The following is a 17,007-nucleotide window of genomic DNA, read 5'->3' as shown; positions in this document are numbered from 1 at the left end:
CGCCTCACCGGTGAGAACACCATCTCCTGGCGCGACCCGACATCACCGGAACAAGCCCGCATCACGGGATAAAACACCGGGATAAAACGACCTCTCAGGCGAGGGCGTCGCGGAGGTAGGCGGGCAGCAGCCGGCAGATTGCAGGATCAGCCATCCAGCCCCGCGCGGGGAGTTCGTCCGCCGAGACGATCAGAAGGTTGTCGCTGCCGGTGCGGACCACGACCCTAAACGTTTCCCCACCACGGGCCGGACCGCGGGCGAGCTGGCAGGCCAGGACCGCACGGCCCACCTCGGCCGGTTCCACGTCGGTGACGGCACGGCCGTAGCCCTTGCAGATCCACACACGGCTGAACGGCTCGTACAGCTGAACCTCCCACAGCAGGCAGCTGGCATCACTCTCACGAGACATACCTGCGATCATGCCCGGAACCACCCACCGCACAGCCCCTACCAGCCAGTACTGTCCAAAAGCACACCCCTCGACTGCAGAGGCAGTGTCGGTTGGTCGCCACGATCGCGGGCCCAGCTGGGGCGGTACGGCCGGGTGCTGCTGGGCGCGTCGCCTGTCCCCGCCTCCCCCTCACTGGCCGGCTGACGCGGCCTGTTCGAGTCCCCTCTCGGGGAGCGGCACGCGATCGCTCGGGACAGAGCTCAGATGTTGCTCAGACGGCTTGCTGGTCGGCCACCGTACTGGTCAGCTCGACACACGCCTGAGCGACACCGAGCGCTCATCGCCGAAGGGGGCTCCATGGAACGTGTCCGACAGACTCCACCCGAAAGCCCTGCCGTGGTCAGGTGTGCGACTCTCGCCGCGTACACCGTCGCCGCCATGGTCCATCTCGTGACGGCTGGACTGTTCATCGGCGGCGTGCTGTTGATCGTGCTCGGGTTCCGCACGGTCATTCAGCCAATGGTGGGCTTGGTATTGCTGGGCCTGGCTTTTCCGCTGTGCCCGCGTCCCGGCAGGCTGGATGCCGAACTGCCCACGTTGCGGCACGCGGACGCACCGATCCTGTTCGATCTGTTGGACCGGATAGCGGACGCAGCCGGGGTGCGACGCTTCGACGCGGTCCAGCTCGGTCCGGAATTTTCCATGACCGTCACCCACTACGGTGTACGCCGCAAGCGGTGCCTCGTCCTCGGCCTCCCGCTCTGGGCCGCCCACCCCACCCAGCAGCCGATTGCCGCCGTTGCCCACGCGCTGGGGCACCTCGCTGGTCACGATCCTCGAGTCGGCGCGGTCGTCGGTACCGCACTCGAATCTCTCAACACCGCGACCCGGACGATGCGCGCCAGAAACAACGCATACATCACGTCGAGTGTCCCTGCTCACGCCTGGCACGCGGGCGAAGTGGAAGGGGGCGCAGCGCGCTTCAACGCCCGGACCCGGACGGGTGAGTATCTGATGTGGATTCCGAGGGCGGCGGCCACCACGACCGCCCGCCTGCTGATGTGGCTCACCCGGCCGGTCACACGCCGTGCCGCGTTCGATGCGGACGACGTGGCCGCTCGTACGGCTTCCACCGAGGCAGCCATCGCCTCCTTGCAGGACCGGCACCTGGCGGGCGCGGTCGGCATGGAAATACACCGCCTGACCATCGAGACCCGGACGCTAGTAGGAAGCCGTTCCGCGACAGCTGCACCTGAGGAACTCTGGGACAAGGCCGCCCGCTACGCCGAGAGTCTGCGCGAACAGCGGGGCCGTGAAGAGGCCACCGAACCCGTGGGCATCGGGACCCTGGTCGACACTGCCGGCTTCCCGTCCGACAGTTCACGCATGGCACGACTGGCCCATGCCCCGAGACGCAGCGCGGCGATCACGCTCGACGAGCCCGACCGGAACCGCATCGAGGACGCACTCCGCCTTCCCAAACAGGCACTGGCGCGCAAAGTCATGCGTGACTGCGTCCCACTGACGCACTGAACGAGTGCGGCGTAGTGCTTCCACCAATCATGGATCCTGGCGAAGGCGCGCCACAGCCCAGCCGCTGATGATGCCGTAGGTGGTCCACCTGCGCGAAGTACTGGCGGGACTCCGGCCTGACCGCGCGCTGCCAGGGCGCGACGGTATCGGCGACGGCGCCCACATCAGCACGGGCCTGATCGCCCACACCGCAAACGCCCCTGGACGGCCCCTGGCTCGACCGTGCATCTGCCTCGTGATCGGCTTGGTTCGCGTGTTGACGCCCGCAGTGTGGCCATTGCGGTTCGGGAGGGTGAGGGAGGCGGCGCAGGCTCCTGGTGCCTTCTCGCCGGGTTCGCCGACAACCCTCGTGTCCGCTGGGCCGGCGGCTCCCGCCTTGTGAACGTGCGGGGATGCCATCGGCGGACCGGCTCATGGCTCTGGGACGGTGTCGGCGGGAGACTGGATCCGCTGGAGCATCTGCTCCATGACCGGGACGGGCAGCGACGAATGCTGGGCCGCGGTTTCCGCGGTGTCGGGATCGCGCAGCAGCCGGACCACCACCCGTGCGGGCAGCCGGGAGTGTCTGGCGGCCGCATGGCGCACGCGCGCGCGGGTCGTCGAGCAGCCGCACGGCCGACGCGGGTGTCAGCCGCGGGTCGGTCGCGGCCCGGTGCCGTACTTCTTCGTCGGTGTCCCGGCTGAATCGTTCGACGAGTTCGGCTGTCGATTCCGGGTCGTCCAAGGCCAGTTGGCGCATTCTCGGGTTCGGATCGTCGGCGTGGCGGAGCAGGTCGCGGCGGGGGAAGTTCGGATGGCCGTGGGGGCGATCGGGGGTGCTGAGGCTGCCGGTCCACCACTGCCACACCCGCAGCAGCATGTCGGCGGGGGCGTCGTCGCAGGATTCGGCGAGGAAGAGCTGGACGACACGGTCCTCGTCGCGGGCCAGGCGTTCCACGACGTCCGGTGGAAGGCGCCTGGCCCGGGCGACGCTTCTGCGCACGAGGGGATGGGAGGAAGCGGCCAGGCGGCGCATGGCATCACGATCCTCGTGCAGTGCCATGACCCAGTCGAGCGGGTGATAGTGGACGTGGGGGTCGAAGTCGATGTCGATGCCCGCCCGCTGATCCTCGGTGAGATCGGGGCGATTGGACACCTCGAAGCGCACGGATACGTCAGGGTCCAGGGCGAGGAGGCCCACCAGGTCCGGGTCCAGGTGCGGGTTGCCCGCGAGGAAACGGCGCTGTGCGGGATCGCCGTGCTCGGCCAGGTGTTGGGCGAGGTCGCGCTCCAGGCGGCAGGTCCGCACCGCGTCGTTCGCGTCGTTCCCGAGTCCTCCCGAGTCGAAGACCGGGCGGGGCATCGGGTGGTCCTGGTGGTGACGGAGCAGCGCCTTGACGCGGACCTTGCCGTCGGGGTCGTCGAGAAGCGCCGTCCGGGCCAGGCCCTCCAGATGGGGCCAGGCTCTTCGGCAGGCCGAGGCGCGTACGGACGGATCGGCGTCACCGGCCAGGGCGATGAGTAGGTCCGCGGGCAGGCCCTGCAGGCGGGCGGTCTCTTCGCGGATCCGTGCGGACGGGTCCGCGGCGAGCTGTGTACAGGCGGTGCCGGTGAGCTGCTCACGCCGGTCCGCCGCGAGCAGGGTGAGGATCCACCGGTACCGCTCGTTCCGCTCGCCCAGGATCAGGCGGGACCACTGCTCGGGTGTGATGTTCGGCTGGGCCTCGGCCAGCAGCTGCCGCACCTTCCAGTCGGGGTGGGCCATGGCCGCCTCGACCACCTCTGCCGACAGGGGGCGCCACAGGAGGAAATGCGACAGGCCCAGGAGGCCGGCGCGCAGGGCTTCGGGGACGGCCGGGTTGCGCGCCAGTCCATGGGCCCACAGCTCGCGCAGCCTTTCCGAAGGCGCCGGCCCGTGAAGCAGCGTGGCCCAGGCAGCTGCCCGTTCCTCAGGAGTCTCTCGGGCCGCCGCCCGCGCGGTCACCTCCTGCCAATCCGGGATGCGGTCCAGTGCGACGAGCCAAACCTCGTCCTCTTCGGCGGTGACCCCGAGCAAGGCACGGCCGTCCGTCGAGACCGTGACGAATTCCGGACGCCCGGGCCGTTTCCCGAGGACTCCGGCGAGGTCCCACCGATCGGTGAGCTTCACCCGCGTCCAGCGCCGGGGCGCGCAACCCGTCCAGTTGCCGGCGACGTCGATGAGGAACACGCCGTCCTCGCCGATGATCCCGCTGCCGACCGCGAGCCGGTGCCACTGTTCGTTCAACGCGGTGATCAGGCCGGGCAGTTCTCCCCGTACCGTCACAGTCGGCTTGGCTTCGCCCGAGATGACCGGGCGCCACGCGGATCGGGGCGGCAATACCTGCTCGATCCGCCGGTCCCCCACGACCTCCAGCCCGGCACGCTGAAGCAGCTCTACGTGCTTGTCTGTCCCACCCGTCATGGGAACCCATCCTGCCCGAGCCGGGTCCCCGCTCCCCCAGCGGCCGGTGGAGGGTCCAGAGTGCGTGCTTGTCTGCGGCTGAGGACGGGCACCGTCTTCACCGTCCTTGACGGCACCGGCAGAGACCGTGCACCGATTACGCAACCACCGGCGCCTGCGAGGACACAGCGCGTGCACGGCCATCCGGCGACCCTAAATCTTGATTCACCGGGCACCGGTCACCGGTCCCAATCTCCTCTGCGGGTTCATGAGATGGCCGGTAGGCTGCTGCCGGCGCGCCGCATGGCCAGGGGGTCAGTCGGTTCCGATGTCGAAGGTTTGCTTGCTGCCGTAGTTGTAGGAGTTGAACACGCCGCTGGTAGCACCGACGATCAGATCGACACTGTCGCCGGAGGAGCGGTTGCCCTCAATGTTGATCTTGACAGGCGCGTCGGTGCACCAGTAGCTCTTGTACTGCCAGCCGTTCTTCGAGGGCCCGTAGCCCAGCGTGATGGACTGACCGGTGATCGTGCTGTCGTGGCAGTAGGCGTCCAGCTCCCCCTGAATCACGTACCGGGTCGGGCCGTCGGACCGGACGGTGCCATTGAAGCGCACGTCGTATTTGATGTTCCCCCAACCATCCCGCTGGATGTACGAGACGTGTGCCTCCCGGGTCGTAGCGCTGGCGGGAGCAGCCGACGCCACAGGCAGGACGGCAGCCGCGAGGGCCGCCCCGACGCAAGCCAGGTGCCGTGCACGACGAGCCGACAGAGGAGCCATCGAGCGTTTCCCTTCGAGAGGCAGCAATTGCTTCATCCAAGTCGAGTTTTACCAGCTCAATGCCATATATCGAGTGATTAGTCCCCTAAAGCACCATTTCAAGTGACAAGGGCATATGCCCATGCATCTGGAGGCGGGACGGTCGCCCGACGTAGCTTCTCGGCACCGGCTGCGTGCCTCATCCAGGGTGATCTGCTGTGGGAAGCGGTCGGCGTCGATGAGGTCCTCGGCCTTGAGGGCGAGTCCGGTCAGGCGTGCGCCCTGGAGGCCGGCGGCCTGTACCGGCGGGCCATGGCAGCCAACCCGGAGCGTCGCCTGAACGAATACGTCCAGGCGATGGCCCGGCTCACCGAATGGTCCACCCCGCTGTGACGCCCACATCGTCTGCCGACGGCCCGTCACCGGCGAACGGACGTGGACCAGTCGGGAGGGGCACACGGAAAGGTGGTGCAACCGCCCGACGGCGCAGCCTGTCTTCCTCGTATGAGGCCGCGGTCTTGCGGCCGGAGAGGAGCGAGGATGCCGAGAGCACGGTCTTTATGGACGGACTATTGGCCCCTGGCTGTACTCCCCGTCGCTGCCGGGGCCATGGATCTGTTCCTGTGGTGGCGCGGCGAGCCCTGGAACTGGTCGGACTGGGCATCCAGCTTCGGCTTGGGAGCTGTCACCACGATGATCGTCGGCATGCTGCTTGCCCGGCGGCAGGGGAACATCCAAGAGGCACTCGCCGATCTCGAACTGACGGAGAAGGTCGCATACCTGACCTTCTCGGTGTCGCAGTTGCGCGAAGCCGGCGCCCCAGAGCTCACCTATAGGGCGTTGTACGACTGCAGAGCAGGCCTGTCACTGGTGCCTCTCGCCCGGCGACCGATGCAGGAAGAGTATCTGCGGACGGTATCGCGGGTGCTGGAGACGATCACTGACGGACTTGGCTCCTCCCTTCGTTCCCATGCGCAGTGGACGCACGACGACTGGTCCAATTTCGCCACGGTGGTCGGGACACTGCGGGAGACTGCCATGTTCCATGCAAGGAGATCGAAGATCGTGGCTGCTCACTGGGCCGACGGAATCGACACGACGACACAGAGGCTCTTGCGGATCGGGACCGCTCCGGTGCCATTCGAGGTGTTTCACGCCCATTTCACCGAGGGAGCGGACCGTATCCGCACCACCCTCGACTGGCAAGCGTTGTCGGAGATGGCCCGTCGGGACAATGGAACCGTCCGGCTGTCCATGATTTCCACCGACCTCGCGCCTTACGGGCTGGCGGCTCTGGAGGGATATCACGCCCCCTGGTATCGAGACGCATCCAGGTCCGGGGAGGTCGAATACGACCATCGGGACGCGGTACCCATCCGGCACACAGAACTTGTGACGGACCTGTCCTTCCTGCAGGGCGATCGGCGGTCGCGGATCGGGGCATTGAGGGACCAGTACGCGACCCAACTCGACGGCCGGGGCGTCTCGCTGATCCTCGCGACATATGCGCTGGATCCGGACCGTTCCCTGGTGCTCGACGGCAACCACCGATTGACCGCTCTCGCGCAGCTGGTCGCCAAGGGCTGTCCAGCCCGGCTGATCGAGTTCCGGCTGACGGCTCCGGTGAGTTCTGCGATCCTGCCGGATTTGATCCACTATCAAACTGGCTGATCACGGCGAAGCCTCTTGTACGGACACGTGAGGGCGCTAAGGTCGCGCCATGCCACGTATGGACAGTGCGTCGAGGGTGATCGCTGCGCCACCAGATCGCGTCTGGGCAGCCCTCGTCGATCGCGAGGCGCTCATGGCATGGCTGCCGCCAGCCGGGATGACTGGCAGGTTCGAGCGATTCGATGCCCGGCCGGATGGGTCGTACCGATTGGTGCTGACCTATTCCGACGCGTCAGGCGCACCCGGCAAGGCGACCGTGGATTCCGACATCGTTGAAGCTCGCTTCGTCGACATCGTCCCCGGCGTGCGGGTCCAGCAGGCGGTGGATTTCGTCTCCGATGATCCTGCCTACGCCGGCACAATGACCATGACCTGGGAGGTCACCGCTGTCGGAGCCGGGACGCGCGTCGACATGGTCGCCGAGAACGTCCCGGACGGCATTTCCGCCGAGGACCACGCCGCAGGGCTCGCCTCTTCCCTTTCCAACCTGGCCGCCTATATCGAGTAGTAGCCATCGCTGATGCCATGTCAGGCAGCGTTTGCCTACTTGTGAGGGGACGTGCCGTCTCGGTTCTGTGCCTGGCGGGCGCAGCAAACTCCGTAAGCGATGACCGTGCCGAGGAGCGCGTGCTGGGCGACATGGCCCACTCGAGCGGGGCGATCCGCCACCTGCCCCGGCGCCGGGGTTTCGCCACCACGATCTCCGAACGCCGCGACCAAGCGGCCAACCGCCGACGCCGGGGGGCCTCGGCGGCCGACCGCCCGCTTTCGACAAGGGGATCTACCGCGATCGCAACGTGGTCGAACGGTGCTTCGCCCGCCTCAAGCAGTTCCGAGCGATCGCCACCCGCTTCGGCGAACTCGCCGACCGTTACCGCGCCGGAGTCGTCCTGGCAACCCTGATCCTCTGGCTCCGCGAGCCCGGCTGGGCGATCATGTCGGGAAGGTGGTGGGTGGTTCGCGCGGTAGCCGCCCCGGGTTCGTCAAGGCGTCCTGGGTCGATGGGGTTCCAGAAGGCGGGCAATGTGTCGGCCGATGTGCCCGGGGGCGATTCAGTCGGAGACCGCGGGGGTCAGGCCCCGGTGGGTGAGGCTGAGGACGCGGTCGGCGACGGTGTGGGGGTCGGCGCCGTGTTCGACGGCGGTCATGGCGGCTTGGACGAGTCCGCCGACGAGTTGGCCGGTCGGTTCGGGCGCGTCGGCGCTGAGGGCGGAGATCGCGGGCTGGAGCGGGGCGTAGTGGAGGTGGTGGAGTCGGCAGAGCTAACGATCCTGGTGCACAGCCAGACCTGGCTCGCCCGCATTCAGGCCGCCGCCCGCACTCCCCTGAAAGTCGCACTCCTCAACCCGACCACCAAGCGTTCTTCCTTCCTGCGCGTCCCCCCAGCCCAAGGCTGACACCACAGCCCGGGGCTTGGCTGACTGCCACGGCACGGCTCACCGAGGTGCTGCTTACTGGCGGCAGTACAGCGACATCCTGCCTGCGGCGCCGGTGGGCGAGGCCGCCTCCGAGTGGTGGGTGCCGCTGCTGGACGGCACCGAGCGCATGGGGCTGCTGCGGGTGACCGCCGAGCGGGACGACGTCGCTGCCCGGGACATAGAGGCACTGGCCGGGCTCATCGCGTTGATCGTCGTCAGCAAGCGGGGCACCAGCGACACGCTGGCCAAGCTGGTACGGGCGCAGCCGATGAGCATCACCGCGGAGATGCAGTGGAACCTGCTGCCCCCACGTACCTACGCGGACGGGCGCGTCGTGATCTACGCGTCCCTGGAACCGGCGTACCAGATCAGCGGCGACGTCTTCGAGTACGCCATCGAGGGGCCCCTCGTCCATCTGTCGATCTTCGACGCGATGGGCCACGGCACCGCCGCAGGCCTGTCCTGTGGGCTGGCAATGGGCGCATGCCGCAAGGCCCGCAGCGAGGGCGTCGACCTCGTCGGCAAGGCGAAGCTGTGGAAACCGCCGTCATCGAGCAGTACGGCCACAGGCGCTTCGTCACCAGCATTCTGGCCACCCTCGACACCCGCACCGGCATCCTGCAATGCGTCAACCGGGGCCACCATCCGCCGATCGTGATCCGCGACAGCCGCTGGACCACGCAGCCGGCCTGCCCTCCGGCCCATCCCATGGGCACCGACCTCGGCCTGCCCACCAGGGTGTGCACGGAGCATCTGCAGCCCTGCGACCGCATCGTCCCGTACACCGACGGCACCACCAGAGGCCCGCCGCTCCGGCGGCCCTGAATTCGGTCTGGCCCGCTTCACCGACTTCCTCATCCGCCACCACGCCGACGGTCTGCTGGTGCCGAGACTCTGCGCCGGCTCATCCAGCTGTCCTCGATCACCACGACGGCCGGCTTCAGAACGACGCCACCGTCCTGCCTGCGAATGGCTCGGGCCGGCCCTGGAACCGGCCGACAAGACAGCCGACGTCACTGGAGTGTCGTCCGGCGGCCCTCATGACCACAGCGTCCAGGGCGGGAGCGCCCTGTCCTGAGCGCGGATCTCCACGTCGACTTGAACGAGGAAGCCGGTCAGCTGCCCATGGCCACCATGACCGGCCCACTGGCCCTGCACACCGCACGCACGCGGGAGCGGTCAGGCATGCTCCCGGACCTACCGCGAGAAGTTCGTGCGATGCCCCGACAGCGGGCCCGCGGAATGGCTCCCAGGACCGATCTACCGGGTGGACCGACTGCCGTGAGCCGCGCACCTCGCCCGCGGCTGCGTTGTCCACGGCCGGTCCGGAAGCGACGTTTCGCGCACGCGGGCCGGGACAGGGACGTGCGCAGACCGACGACGGTACCTAGGGTGGGGAGTGCAGGGCTATGACACAGCCTGGAACGAGTGACGGAGCATGAATACGCGCGAGGCAGGGCCCAGTCCGCTGCAGGCCCGGCCGCGACGAGCGGCGACCGGCGCGGACAGTGCGCACGCCGTCGGGCGTTGGGGAGGGACCAAGGGTGGTTCTGAACCATGAGGGATGTACATCGGCTTGAGCCCAGCTCGGCGAACCTGGACGGCGGCACCGTGCTCGCGGCGTGGGAACGATTCGTGCAGGGCGAGGATCAGGTCCCGGGTGTCCGGCCCTTGGTGGCGATCTCCTGGCATCGCTGCCGAGAGCAATACCGGGTCGATCCTCACCTCACAGAGGCTCCGGTAGCTGTCGCGGAGCTCGACCATACGCCCGAGCACGATGTCGTATTCGCTGAGCTGGGTTTTTGTGCTGCCTCCGTGGCACATGAAGTGGGCAACCTCGGTGGCGCCGTCACCGTCACCGATGCCACTGGCCGGATCCTGGCCGAGTGGGGTGATCAGGCCACGCTCGCCAGAGCCGGCGACTCCAATCTGGTGCCCTGGTTCTGCTGGTCGGAGTGCGCGGTCGGCACGAACGGCATGGGCACGGCGCTCGAGGCACACGGCCCGGTACCGATCAGGGGCGCGGAGCACTGGTGCCAGGCGTTCCACAACTGGGTCTGCGCGGGCGTGGCGGTGCGCGACGTGGTGACCAGGGAACCGATCGCGGTCCTGAATATCTGCTGCTGGCGCAGCCGGCTTCCCGCGTCCACGGAAAGCTGGCTGGCGAACGTGGTCACCAGGACCCAGCACCCGCTGAAGAGGCGCGCCCGGGACAGTGGTGCCGAGTTGGTCGCGGCCTACACCCAGGCCAGGGCACGCTCAGGTGCGGCACTCGCCGCCGTGGACGCCGCGGGTAAGGTGGTGATCGCCGACGACATGGCAAGCGTGCTCCTGGGCGTCCCGGCATGCACCCCGGCGGTCGACCCCACGCTGCGATGGAACCCCGGGCTACCAGAATTGATCACAGCCGCCCGGTATGCCACCAGGCAGGCAGCCCACAATCCTGACTGGGTCGGCTCGACGCAGATCTTCGCCCACCTCGCCGACGAGCCGACATCGATCAGTATCCGACCCGTCTTCTCATCCGGACACCTGATCGGCAACCTGGTCTTGTTCGGTGTCTCCGACGGGGCGCAGTTGCCCCAGGCGGAAGCGGCCGCGCACGCTCGGGTGCAGCCGCGCCGGCTGGTCGCGATGCGCGACAACCGGATGGTGCTGCTGCGGCTGCCGGAGGTCTTCTTCGCTGAATCGCAGGGTAACGACGTGTGGCTCTCCACCGATCAGGGGCGATTGCGAGCCGCCTCTTTGAGCCTGGACAAGCTCGACAGCGAGCTGGCGGATCTCGGCTTCATGCGGGTGCACCGCCGGTACGTGGTCAACCTCAGCCGCATCCGGGAGATAGAGCGCGGGCTCAAGGGTGAGCTGTCTCTGATCATGGATGACCGGGCGGACGAGATGGTGCCGGTTTCCCGGCGGAACGCGCCGGCCGTGCGTCGCGCGCTGGACATCTGAGTTCCCGGCACGACCTCGGTGCCAGGAAGGATATTCCGTGTCTGACAGTCCGGACGCCGTTGTCGGCGAGACGAACGCTGGAAGTGCGGGCGGCCTCGGCCTCTCTGCCTCGGCCGGGTACCGCAGTCACTCGATCGCGGGCGCGAGCAACCGCGACTGGTGGCCGAACCAGCTCAACCTGGCGATTCTTCGGAAACATCCCGCCATGGCCGACCCCATGGGCGAGGACTTCGACTACGCCGCGGAGTTCCGGACGCTAGACCTGGACGCCCTGGCGCGGGACGTCGACGAGGTGCTGACGACTTCGCAGGAATGGTGGCCGGCCGACTTCGGCCACTACGGGCCGCTCATGATCCGGATGGTGTGGCACAGCGCGGGTACGTACCGCATCGACGACGGCCGCGGCGGCGCGGGCGCTGGCATGCAGCGTTTCGCGCCGCTAAACAGCTGGCCGGACAATCGCAACCTCGACAAGGCGCGCCGGCTGCTCTGGCCGGTGAAGAAGAAGTACGGCCGCAAGATTTCCTGGGCCGACCTGATGATCTTCGCAGGCAACCGCGCCCTGGAGACGATGGGCTTCACGACCTTCGGATTCGCCGGTGGCCGGGCGGACGTCTGGGAGTCCGACGAGGACATCTACTGGGGTCCCGAACATGCCTGGCTCGGCGACGAACGCCACGGCGGCGTCCGAGAACTACAGACCCCTCTGGCCGCTGTCCAGATGGGCCTCATCTACGTCAACCCGGAGGGACCGAACACCGTCCCGGACCCGCTCACCGCGGCCCGGGACATCCGCGAGACGTTCCGGCGCATGGGGATGAACGACGAGGAGACCGTCGCGCTGATCGCGGGCGGCCACACGTTCGGCAAGACCCACGGCGCGGCCGACCCGGAGGCCCACCTCGGCCCCGAACCCGAGGGCGCCCCCCTCGAGGAGCAGGGCCTGGGCTGGAAGAGCAGCTACGGCACCGGAAAGCGCACGGACGCCATCACCAGCGGGCTCGAGGGTACGTGGACACCCACTCCGACGAGATGGGACAACAGCTTCTTCGAGACCCTGTTCGGCTATGAATGGGACCTGGAGCTGAGCCCCGCCGGCCTGTGGCAGTGGACCCCGAGCGACGACGGCGGGGCCGGTACCGTGCCGGACGCCCACGACCCATCTGCGACACACGCCCCGACGATTCTGACGACGGACCTCGCGCTGCGGTTGGACCCGGTCTACGAGTCGATCTCGCGACGATTCCTGGAGAACCCTGACCAGCTCGGGGATGCGTTCGCCCGGGTCTGGTTCAAGCTGACGCACCTCGACATGGGCCCGATCCAGCGCTACCTCGGACCGCTGGTCCCCCGGGAGATGCTGCACTGGCAGGACCCGGTCCCCGCCGTGGACCACGAGCTCGTCGGGACGGCCGACATCGCCGCGCTCAAGAGCCAGGTCCTCGCCTCCGGGCTGTCCGTCTCCCAGCTCGTCTCGACCGCGTGGGCGTCGGCTTCAACGTTCCGCGTCAGCGACAAGCGTGGCGGGGCGAACGGCGCGCGCATCCGCCTCGAGCCGCAGCGGGGCTGGGACGTCAACGAGCCCGACACGCTGGCACGGGTGCTGCGCACCCTGGAGGGGATCCAGGAGTGCTTCAACAGCTCCGGGAGCGGCGACAAGAGGATCTCGCTGGCCGACCTCATCGTGCTCGGCGGAGCCGCCGCCGTGGAGCAGGCCGCCAAGACCGCCGGCCACGACGTCCAGGTCCCCTTCAGTCCGGGACGCACGGACGCCACGCAGGAGTGGACCGATGCGGAGTCCTTCGCCGCGCTCGAGCCGACCGCGGACGGGTTCCGCAATTACCGCGGCAAGGGAAACCGGCTGCCGTCGGAGCACCTGCTGGTCGACCGCGCGAACCTGCTGAACCTGAGTGCGCCCGAGATGACCGTCCTCGTGGGTGGCCTGCGAGTGCTGGGCGCCAACTACCGGCAGTCGGCGCTGGGCGTCTTCACCTCGGCGCCCGGTTCGCTGACCAACGACTTCTTCGTGAATCTGCTCGACATGGGCACGGAATGGAAGCCGACATCCGCGACCGCGGAAACCTTCGAGGGGCGCGACCGCGCCACCGGCGAGATCAAGTGGATCGGTAGCCGCGTCGACCTCGTCTTCGGCTCGAACTCCGAGCTGCGTGCCGTCGCGGAGGTCCACGCGAGCGACGACGCACAGGAGAAGTTCGTGCGGGACTTCGTCGCCGCATGGGCCAAGGTTATGAACCTCGATCGGTACGACCTCACTTGATCCTCTCGGGGTCCTCCCAACGGTGGTAAACCGGGTACGAACGGTAGCTGGTCGCGGATGAATGGCGTGAGCCGGTCCGAGCCAGCTCTGAGCCTTGTCGGTGTGATTCATCCGGCGTAGCGTGGTTCTTAACCACAGATTTTTCTCACCCTTTTCGACGTAATTCATCCGGCGTAGCGCGCTCGTTGGCTGCGGATTGCAACCGGGCATCGGGCGACGTAATGAAAGTAATTCCGAAGCTAATTCGGAGATTCGGGATGAGGACGGTGAGGCCCCGATGACGACCGCGCAGGAGCGTGCCGACCTGCTGGACAAGATCGGGTTGGCCGGACAGAACAAAGCAGCACTGGGTCAAGTGCTGGGAACCGGAAGCATTGGGCAGGCCACCGAGGCATCGGATGGCCACATGGAGGCCACGATTCGCATCAACCCGGATGAGCTGACCTGGGATCCCTCTATTCTGGTCATGCCCCGCGGAGGCGATATCGAGCTCGAGCTCGTCAATGACGACGGGAACACACACTGCGCGCTCCTGCCGAGCAATGGCGACAGGAAGTTCATCTGGTTGGTGAACCATTCACACGGACACGCGCACCTCAACCTGGACGGTCCGGGCTACTACTGGTTCAGCTCGCCCACGGGCAATGACGAGGGCCGGGGGCTGACCGGGTGCATCGTGGTTCTAGGGGACGCTCCGCCGGAGGCTCGCCTCGACCGTCCCGAACAGCCGCGGCCGTAGGAAGAAGTAGGAGGTGGAGGAAATGACCGTCGACTACGCCGACTACGTCGACGCGGGTGAGGCTGTCGATCAGGGAGCCCTGAGCGGCAAGGTCGCGGGCGGTGAGGTCGCTCCGCCGGTCGTGGCCGGCGTCGACTACGAGCGCCTCCTCAATGCCCGCGAGGAACCCCAGAACTGGCTCACCTACTACGGCGCCTACAACGGGCAGAGGTACAGCCCGCTGGATCAGATCAACACGGAGAACATCAAGCGCATGGTCCCCGCATGGGTCTTCCAGGCCGGCACGACCGGCCTGATCGCGGGCGCGTCGACCTACTCGTTCGAGGCCGCCCCGATCGTCGTCGACGGGGTCATGTTCCTCTCCGGCTGGGACGGCTGGGTCTGGGCACTTGACGCGAAGACGGGTGTGGAGATCTGGCGGTACAAGCATGCGGTCCCCTTCGACGTGTCCTTGTGCTGCGGGAACGTGAACCGTGGAGTCGCCGTGGCACAGGGGAAGATCTTCTTCGTCACGGCGAATGCTCGCGTGCTCGCGCTCGACGCCACCACCGGCAAGCGGGTCTGGGACAAAACCTACGGAGACGTCCGGGCCGGAGAGAGCGCCACGGTCGCCCCGCTGGTCGTGAAGAATATGGTCATCGTCGGGAGTTCCGGCGGCGAGTTCGGCGTACGCGGCCACCTCGACGCGTTCGACCTCGAAACCGGCGAGCACCAGTGGCGCTGCTACACGGTGCCCAAGCCCGGGGAGCCCGGCTCGGACACCTGGCCCGCCGAAGGCGAGGCCTGGGCACGGGGTGGGGCGAACTGCTGGGTCACCGGCACCTTCGACCCGGAGACGAACCTGCTGTACGTCGGCACCGGCAACCCGGCGCCCGACTTCGACGGAGGCGTCCGCGAGGGCGACAACCTCTTCACCGACAGCATCATCGCCGTCGACGTGGACAGTGGTCAGATTCGCTGGCACTACCAGTGCACACCGCACGACTTGTGGGACTACGACAGCATCGCCGAGTGCATCCTGTTCGAGCAGGACGGGCGCAAACTGCTCGGGCACTTCGACAAGAACGGCTACTTCTTCGTTCTTGATCGCACGGACGGCGCGAGGGTCCAGATCACCCCCTTCGTGGACCGGATCACGTGGGGCGCGATCACGAGGGACGGCAAGGTGACGGCCAAGGTGTACCCGGAGAAGGAAGGAGAACCGGTCCACTTCTACCCGGGTCCGGCCGGCGCCAAGGAATGGACCCATGCGGCATACAGCCCGAAGACCGAACTCTTCTACGTCCCGGTCCAGGACACCGGCGCCACGGCCACCCGGCGGCGCCGAGAGTTCAAGGAGAGCATCCCGTACTGGGGCGCGGGCGTTCAGGTGGACATCGAGGACATGGCCGGTTCCATCAGCGCGTTCGACGCAGGCGGCGAGGAGAAGTGGCGCTGGCGCAACGAACTCCCGATGTGCGCCTCGGTGCTGGCCACCGGCGGTGACCTGGTGTTCGCCGGTGAGGCCTCCGGGGAGTTCAACGCGCTCGACGCCCGCACCGGGGAGCTGCTGTGGCAGTTCCAGTGTGGAAGCGGCCACCACAGCAGCCCGACCACCTACGTGGTCGACGGCAGGCAGTACGTGGCCGTGCCGGTCGGTTGGGGCGGATGGGCCGAGGGGTTCCTCCCCGGCATGCTAGGCGCGGGGCACGGAAGCGCCCTGATCGTCTTCGCCCTCCCGGAACCGTCGTAGCGCGTGATCGGAGCCTGCCGCATTGAGAGGAGGTGAATCCATGGAGTCTCAGCTCGCTGTGTGGGAGACGCCCGAGTTCGACGAGATCTCAGTGGCGGCCGAGGTGACCATGTACCTCGCTCAGTTGGAGGACTAGCGGATGTGGGGCGGCGCCGGACCTGGTCCGGCGCCGCCCGACGGCTCGGGACAACGACGGACGGCCGGGCCGACGACGGACCCGGATCCTCGATGAACGGAGTGCCGGCGTGTTGCTGCGAGTGCTCGGGTCGGCTGCGGGGGGCGGCTCTCCGCAGTGGAACTGCGGCTGCCCGGTGTGCGCCGCGGTGCGCTCCCGGGCCGGCCTCGCGCGCACCCAGTCGTCGGTCGCCGTCAGCGCCGACCGCCGCCGGTGGTTCCTCATCAACGCCTCGCCCGACCTCCGCACCCAGATCGAGGCCTTCCCCGGCCTGCACCCGCACGACGACCGGACTACGCCGCTGGAGGCGGTGCTGCTCACCGACGCCGAGCTTGACCACACGCTGGGCCTGCTCCTGTTGCGCGAGGCCCGCGCCCTGCGGCTTTACGCCACGGCGACGGTGCGCAAGACCCTGTCTGACGGCTCGGGGATTCTGCGCACGCTCGAGCGCTACTGCCCAGTCGAGTGGCGGGCAGTACATCCCGGCACCGATCTCGCCCTGGCGGACGGGCTGTCGTGCCGGGCGTTCGACGTGCCCACCACGAAACGCGATCGATTCGGAGCCGGAGTGGACCACGGCCGCGTCGTGGGTTACCGGCTGACCGACGAGCGCAGCAGGGGAACGCTCGTGTACCTGCCAGGAGTGCAATCGCTGACGCCGGCGCTGCGCGTGGAGATCGAGGGCTGCGAATGCCTGCTGATCGACGGGACCTGCTGGCGCGACGACGAGCTCGTACGGCTCGGCCTGGCCCGGAAGACGTCCCGGGAGATGGGCCACCTGCCCATCGATGGCCCGGACGGCAGTCTCGCGCAGCTCCCGTCGCTGGGCGTGAGGCGGACAATCTTCGTGCACATGAACAACACCAACCCGATCCTCCTGGAGGACGCGCCCGAGCGGCGTACCTTGGAGGAGAGCGGCACAGAGGTGGCCATGGACGGCCTCGAGGTCCAGGTGTAG

General features: G+C 67.9%; 16 protein-coding genes and 1 pseudogene. 14 read left to right on the top strand and 3 right to left on the bottom strand.

Going from position 1 to position 17,007, the window contains the following annotated elements; all coding sequences use genetic code 11:
• Positions 1-94: 94 nt before the first annotated feature.
• Entirely contained in the window at positions 95-409 is a 315-nt protein-coding gene (locus ACFVVO_RS24610) for a hypothetical protein (RefSeq protein WP_390057736.1), read from the bottom strand.
• Between the two features lie 420 nt (positions 410-829).
• Here ACFVVO_RS24610 and ACFVVO_RS24605 point away from each other — a divergent pair, with 420 nt between their 5' ends.
• On the top strand, positions 830-1,924 hold the full coding sequence (locus ACFVVO_RS24605) for a M48 family metallopeptidase (RefSeq protein ID WP_390057735.1): 1,095 nt from the start codon (positions 830-832) through the stop codon (positions 1,922-1,924).
• Between the two features lie 411 nt (positions 1,925-2,335).
• Here ACFVVO_RS24605 and ACFVVO_RS24600 read toward each other — a convergent pair whose 3' ends face one another.
• Entirely contained in the window at positions 2,336-2,509 is a 174-nt protein-coding gene (locus ACFVVO_RS24600) for a hypothetical protein (protein ID WP_390057734.1), read from the bottom strand.
• A 67-nt stretch (positions 2,510-2,576) separates the two neighbouring features.
• Here ACFVVO_RS24600 and ACFVVO_RS24595 point away from each other — a divergent pair, with 67 nt between their 5' ends.
• Positions 2,577-3,428 carry a hypothetical protein gene (locus ACFVVO_RS24595; RefSeq protein WP_390057733.1) on the top strand — a complete coding sequence of 284 codons (852 nt, stop codon included), beginning with the start codon at positions 2,577-2,579 and terminating at the stop codon, positions 3,426-3,428.
• Between the two features lie 1,212 nt (positions 3,429-4,640).
• Here the strand turns inward: ACFVVO_RS24595 and ACFVVO_RS24590 are convergent.
• Positions 4,641-5,141 (bottom strand): hypothetical protein, encoded by a 501-nt coding sequence (locus ACFVVO_RS24590; RefSeq protein ID WP_390057732.1) that lies wholly within the window; start codon positions 5,139-5,141, stop codon positions 4,641-4,643.
• A gap of 66 nt (positions 5,142-5,207) precedes the next feature.
• On the opposite strand from ACFVVO_RS24590, the gene ACFVVO_RS24585 reads away from it, so the two are divergent.
• The 12 genes and pseudogenes from ACFVVO_RS24585 to pqqB all read left to right on the top strand — a co-directional run bounded on the left by ACFVVO_RS24585 (position 5,208) and on the right by pqqB (position 17,007).
• A complete protein-coding gene (locus tag ACFVVO_RS24585) occupies positions 5,208-5,477 on the top strand; it encodes a hypothetical protein (protein WP_390057731.1) in 270 nt (89 codons plus the stop codon).
• 216 nt (positions 5,478-5,693) lie between these two features.
• Positions 5,694-6,755, top strand: a complete 1,062-nt coding sequence (locus tag ACFVVO_RS24580; protein ID WP_390057730.1) for a hypothetical protein — start codon at positions 5,694-5,696, stop codon at positions 6,753-6,755.
• A 49-nt stretch (positions 6,756-6,804) separates the two neighbouring features.
• Positions 6,805-7,263: an SRPBCC family protein gene (locus tag ACFVVO_RS24575; protein WP_390057729.1), complete on the top strand. Its 459-nt coding sequence runs from the start codon at positions 6,805-6,807 to the stop codon at positions 7,261-7,263.
• Positions 7,264-7,367: 104 nt separating this feature from the next.
• Positions 7,368-7,702: pseudogene (locus ACFVVO_RS24570) on the top strand (IS5/IS1182 family transposase); the annotation flags it as partial.
• A 466-nt stretch (positions 7,703-8,168) separates the two neighbouring features.
• Positions 8,169-8,831, top strand: coding sequence for a hypothetical protein (locus ACFVVO_RS24565; RefSeq protein WP_390057728.1), 663 nt, complete (start codon positions 8,169-8,171; stop codon positions 8,829-8,831).
• Positions 8,723-8,998, top strand: a complete 276-nt coding sequence (locus ACFVVO_RS24560; RefSeq protein WP_390057755.1) for a SpoIIE family protein phosphatase — start codon at positions 8,723-8,725, stop codon at positions 8,996-8,998. The genes ACFVVO_RS24565 and ACFVVO_RS24560 overlap by 109 nt, the downstream gene beginning before the upstream one ends.
• Before the next feature lie 732 nt (positions 8,999-9,730).
• On the top strand, positions 9,731-11,125 hold the full coding sequence (locus ACFVVO_RS24555; protein ID WP_390057727.1) for a LytTR family transcriptional regulator DNA-binding domain-containing protein: 1,395 nt from the start codon (positions 9,731-9,733) through the stop codon (positions 11,123-11,125).
• Positions 11,126-11,258: 133 nt separating this feature from the next.
• Positions 11,259-13,403 carry a catalase/peroxidase HPI gene (gene katG / locus ACFVVO_RS24550; RefSeq protein WP_390057754.1) on the top strand — a complete coding sequence of 715 codons (2,145 nt, stop codon included), beginning with the start codon at positions 11,259-11,261 and terminating at the stop codon, positions 13,401-13,403.
• A 277-nt stretch (positions 13,404-13,680) separates the two neighbouring features.
• A complete protein-coding gene (locus tag ACFVVO_RS24545; protein WP_390057726.1) occupies positions 13,681-14,142 on the top strand; it encodes an MSMEG_3727 family PQQ-associated protein in 462 nt (153 codons plus the stop codon).
• A 22-nt stretch (positions 14,143-14,164) separates the two neighbouring features.
• Positions 14,165-15,874, top strand: coding sequence for a PQQ-dependent dehydrogenase, methanol/ethanol family (locus ACFVVO_RS24540; protein ID WP_390057725.1), 1,710 nt, complete (start codon positions 14,165-14,167; stop codon positions 15,872-15,874).
• Between the two features lie 40 nt (positions 15,875-15,914).
• Positions 15,915-16,010: a pyrroloquinoline quinone precursor peptide PqqA gene (gene pqqA, locus ACFVVO_RS24535; RefSeq protein WP_390057724.1), complete on the top strand. Its 96-nt coding sequence runs from the start codon at positions 15,915-15,917 to the stop codon at positions 16,008-16,010.
• Positions 16,011-16,119: 109 nt separating this feature from the next.
• The gene (pqqB, locus tag ACFVVO_RS24530; RefSeq protein ID WP_390057723.1) at positions 16,120-17,007 is read left to right on the top strand and encodes a pyrroloquinoline quinone biosynthesis protein PqqB; all 888 of its coding nucleotides are present in this window, start codon (positions 16,120-16,122) and stop codon (positions 17,005-17,007) included.

The organism is Streptomyces sp. NPDC058145 (assembly GCF_042884245.1).
In the GTDB taxonomy this organism is placed as follows: domain Bacteria; phylum Actinomycetota; class Actinomycetes; order Streptomycetales; family Streptomycetaceae; genus Streptomyces.
The sequence above is the reverse complement of the archived record's forward strand: the minus strand, read 5'-3'. Positions and strand labels throughout refer to the sequence as shown.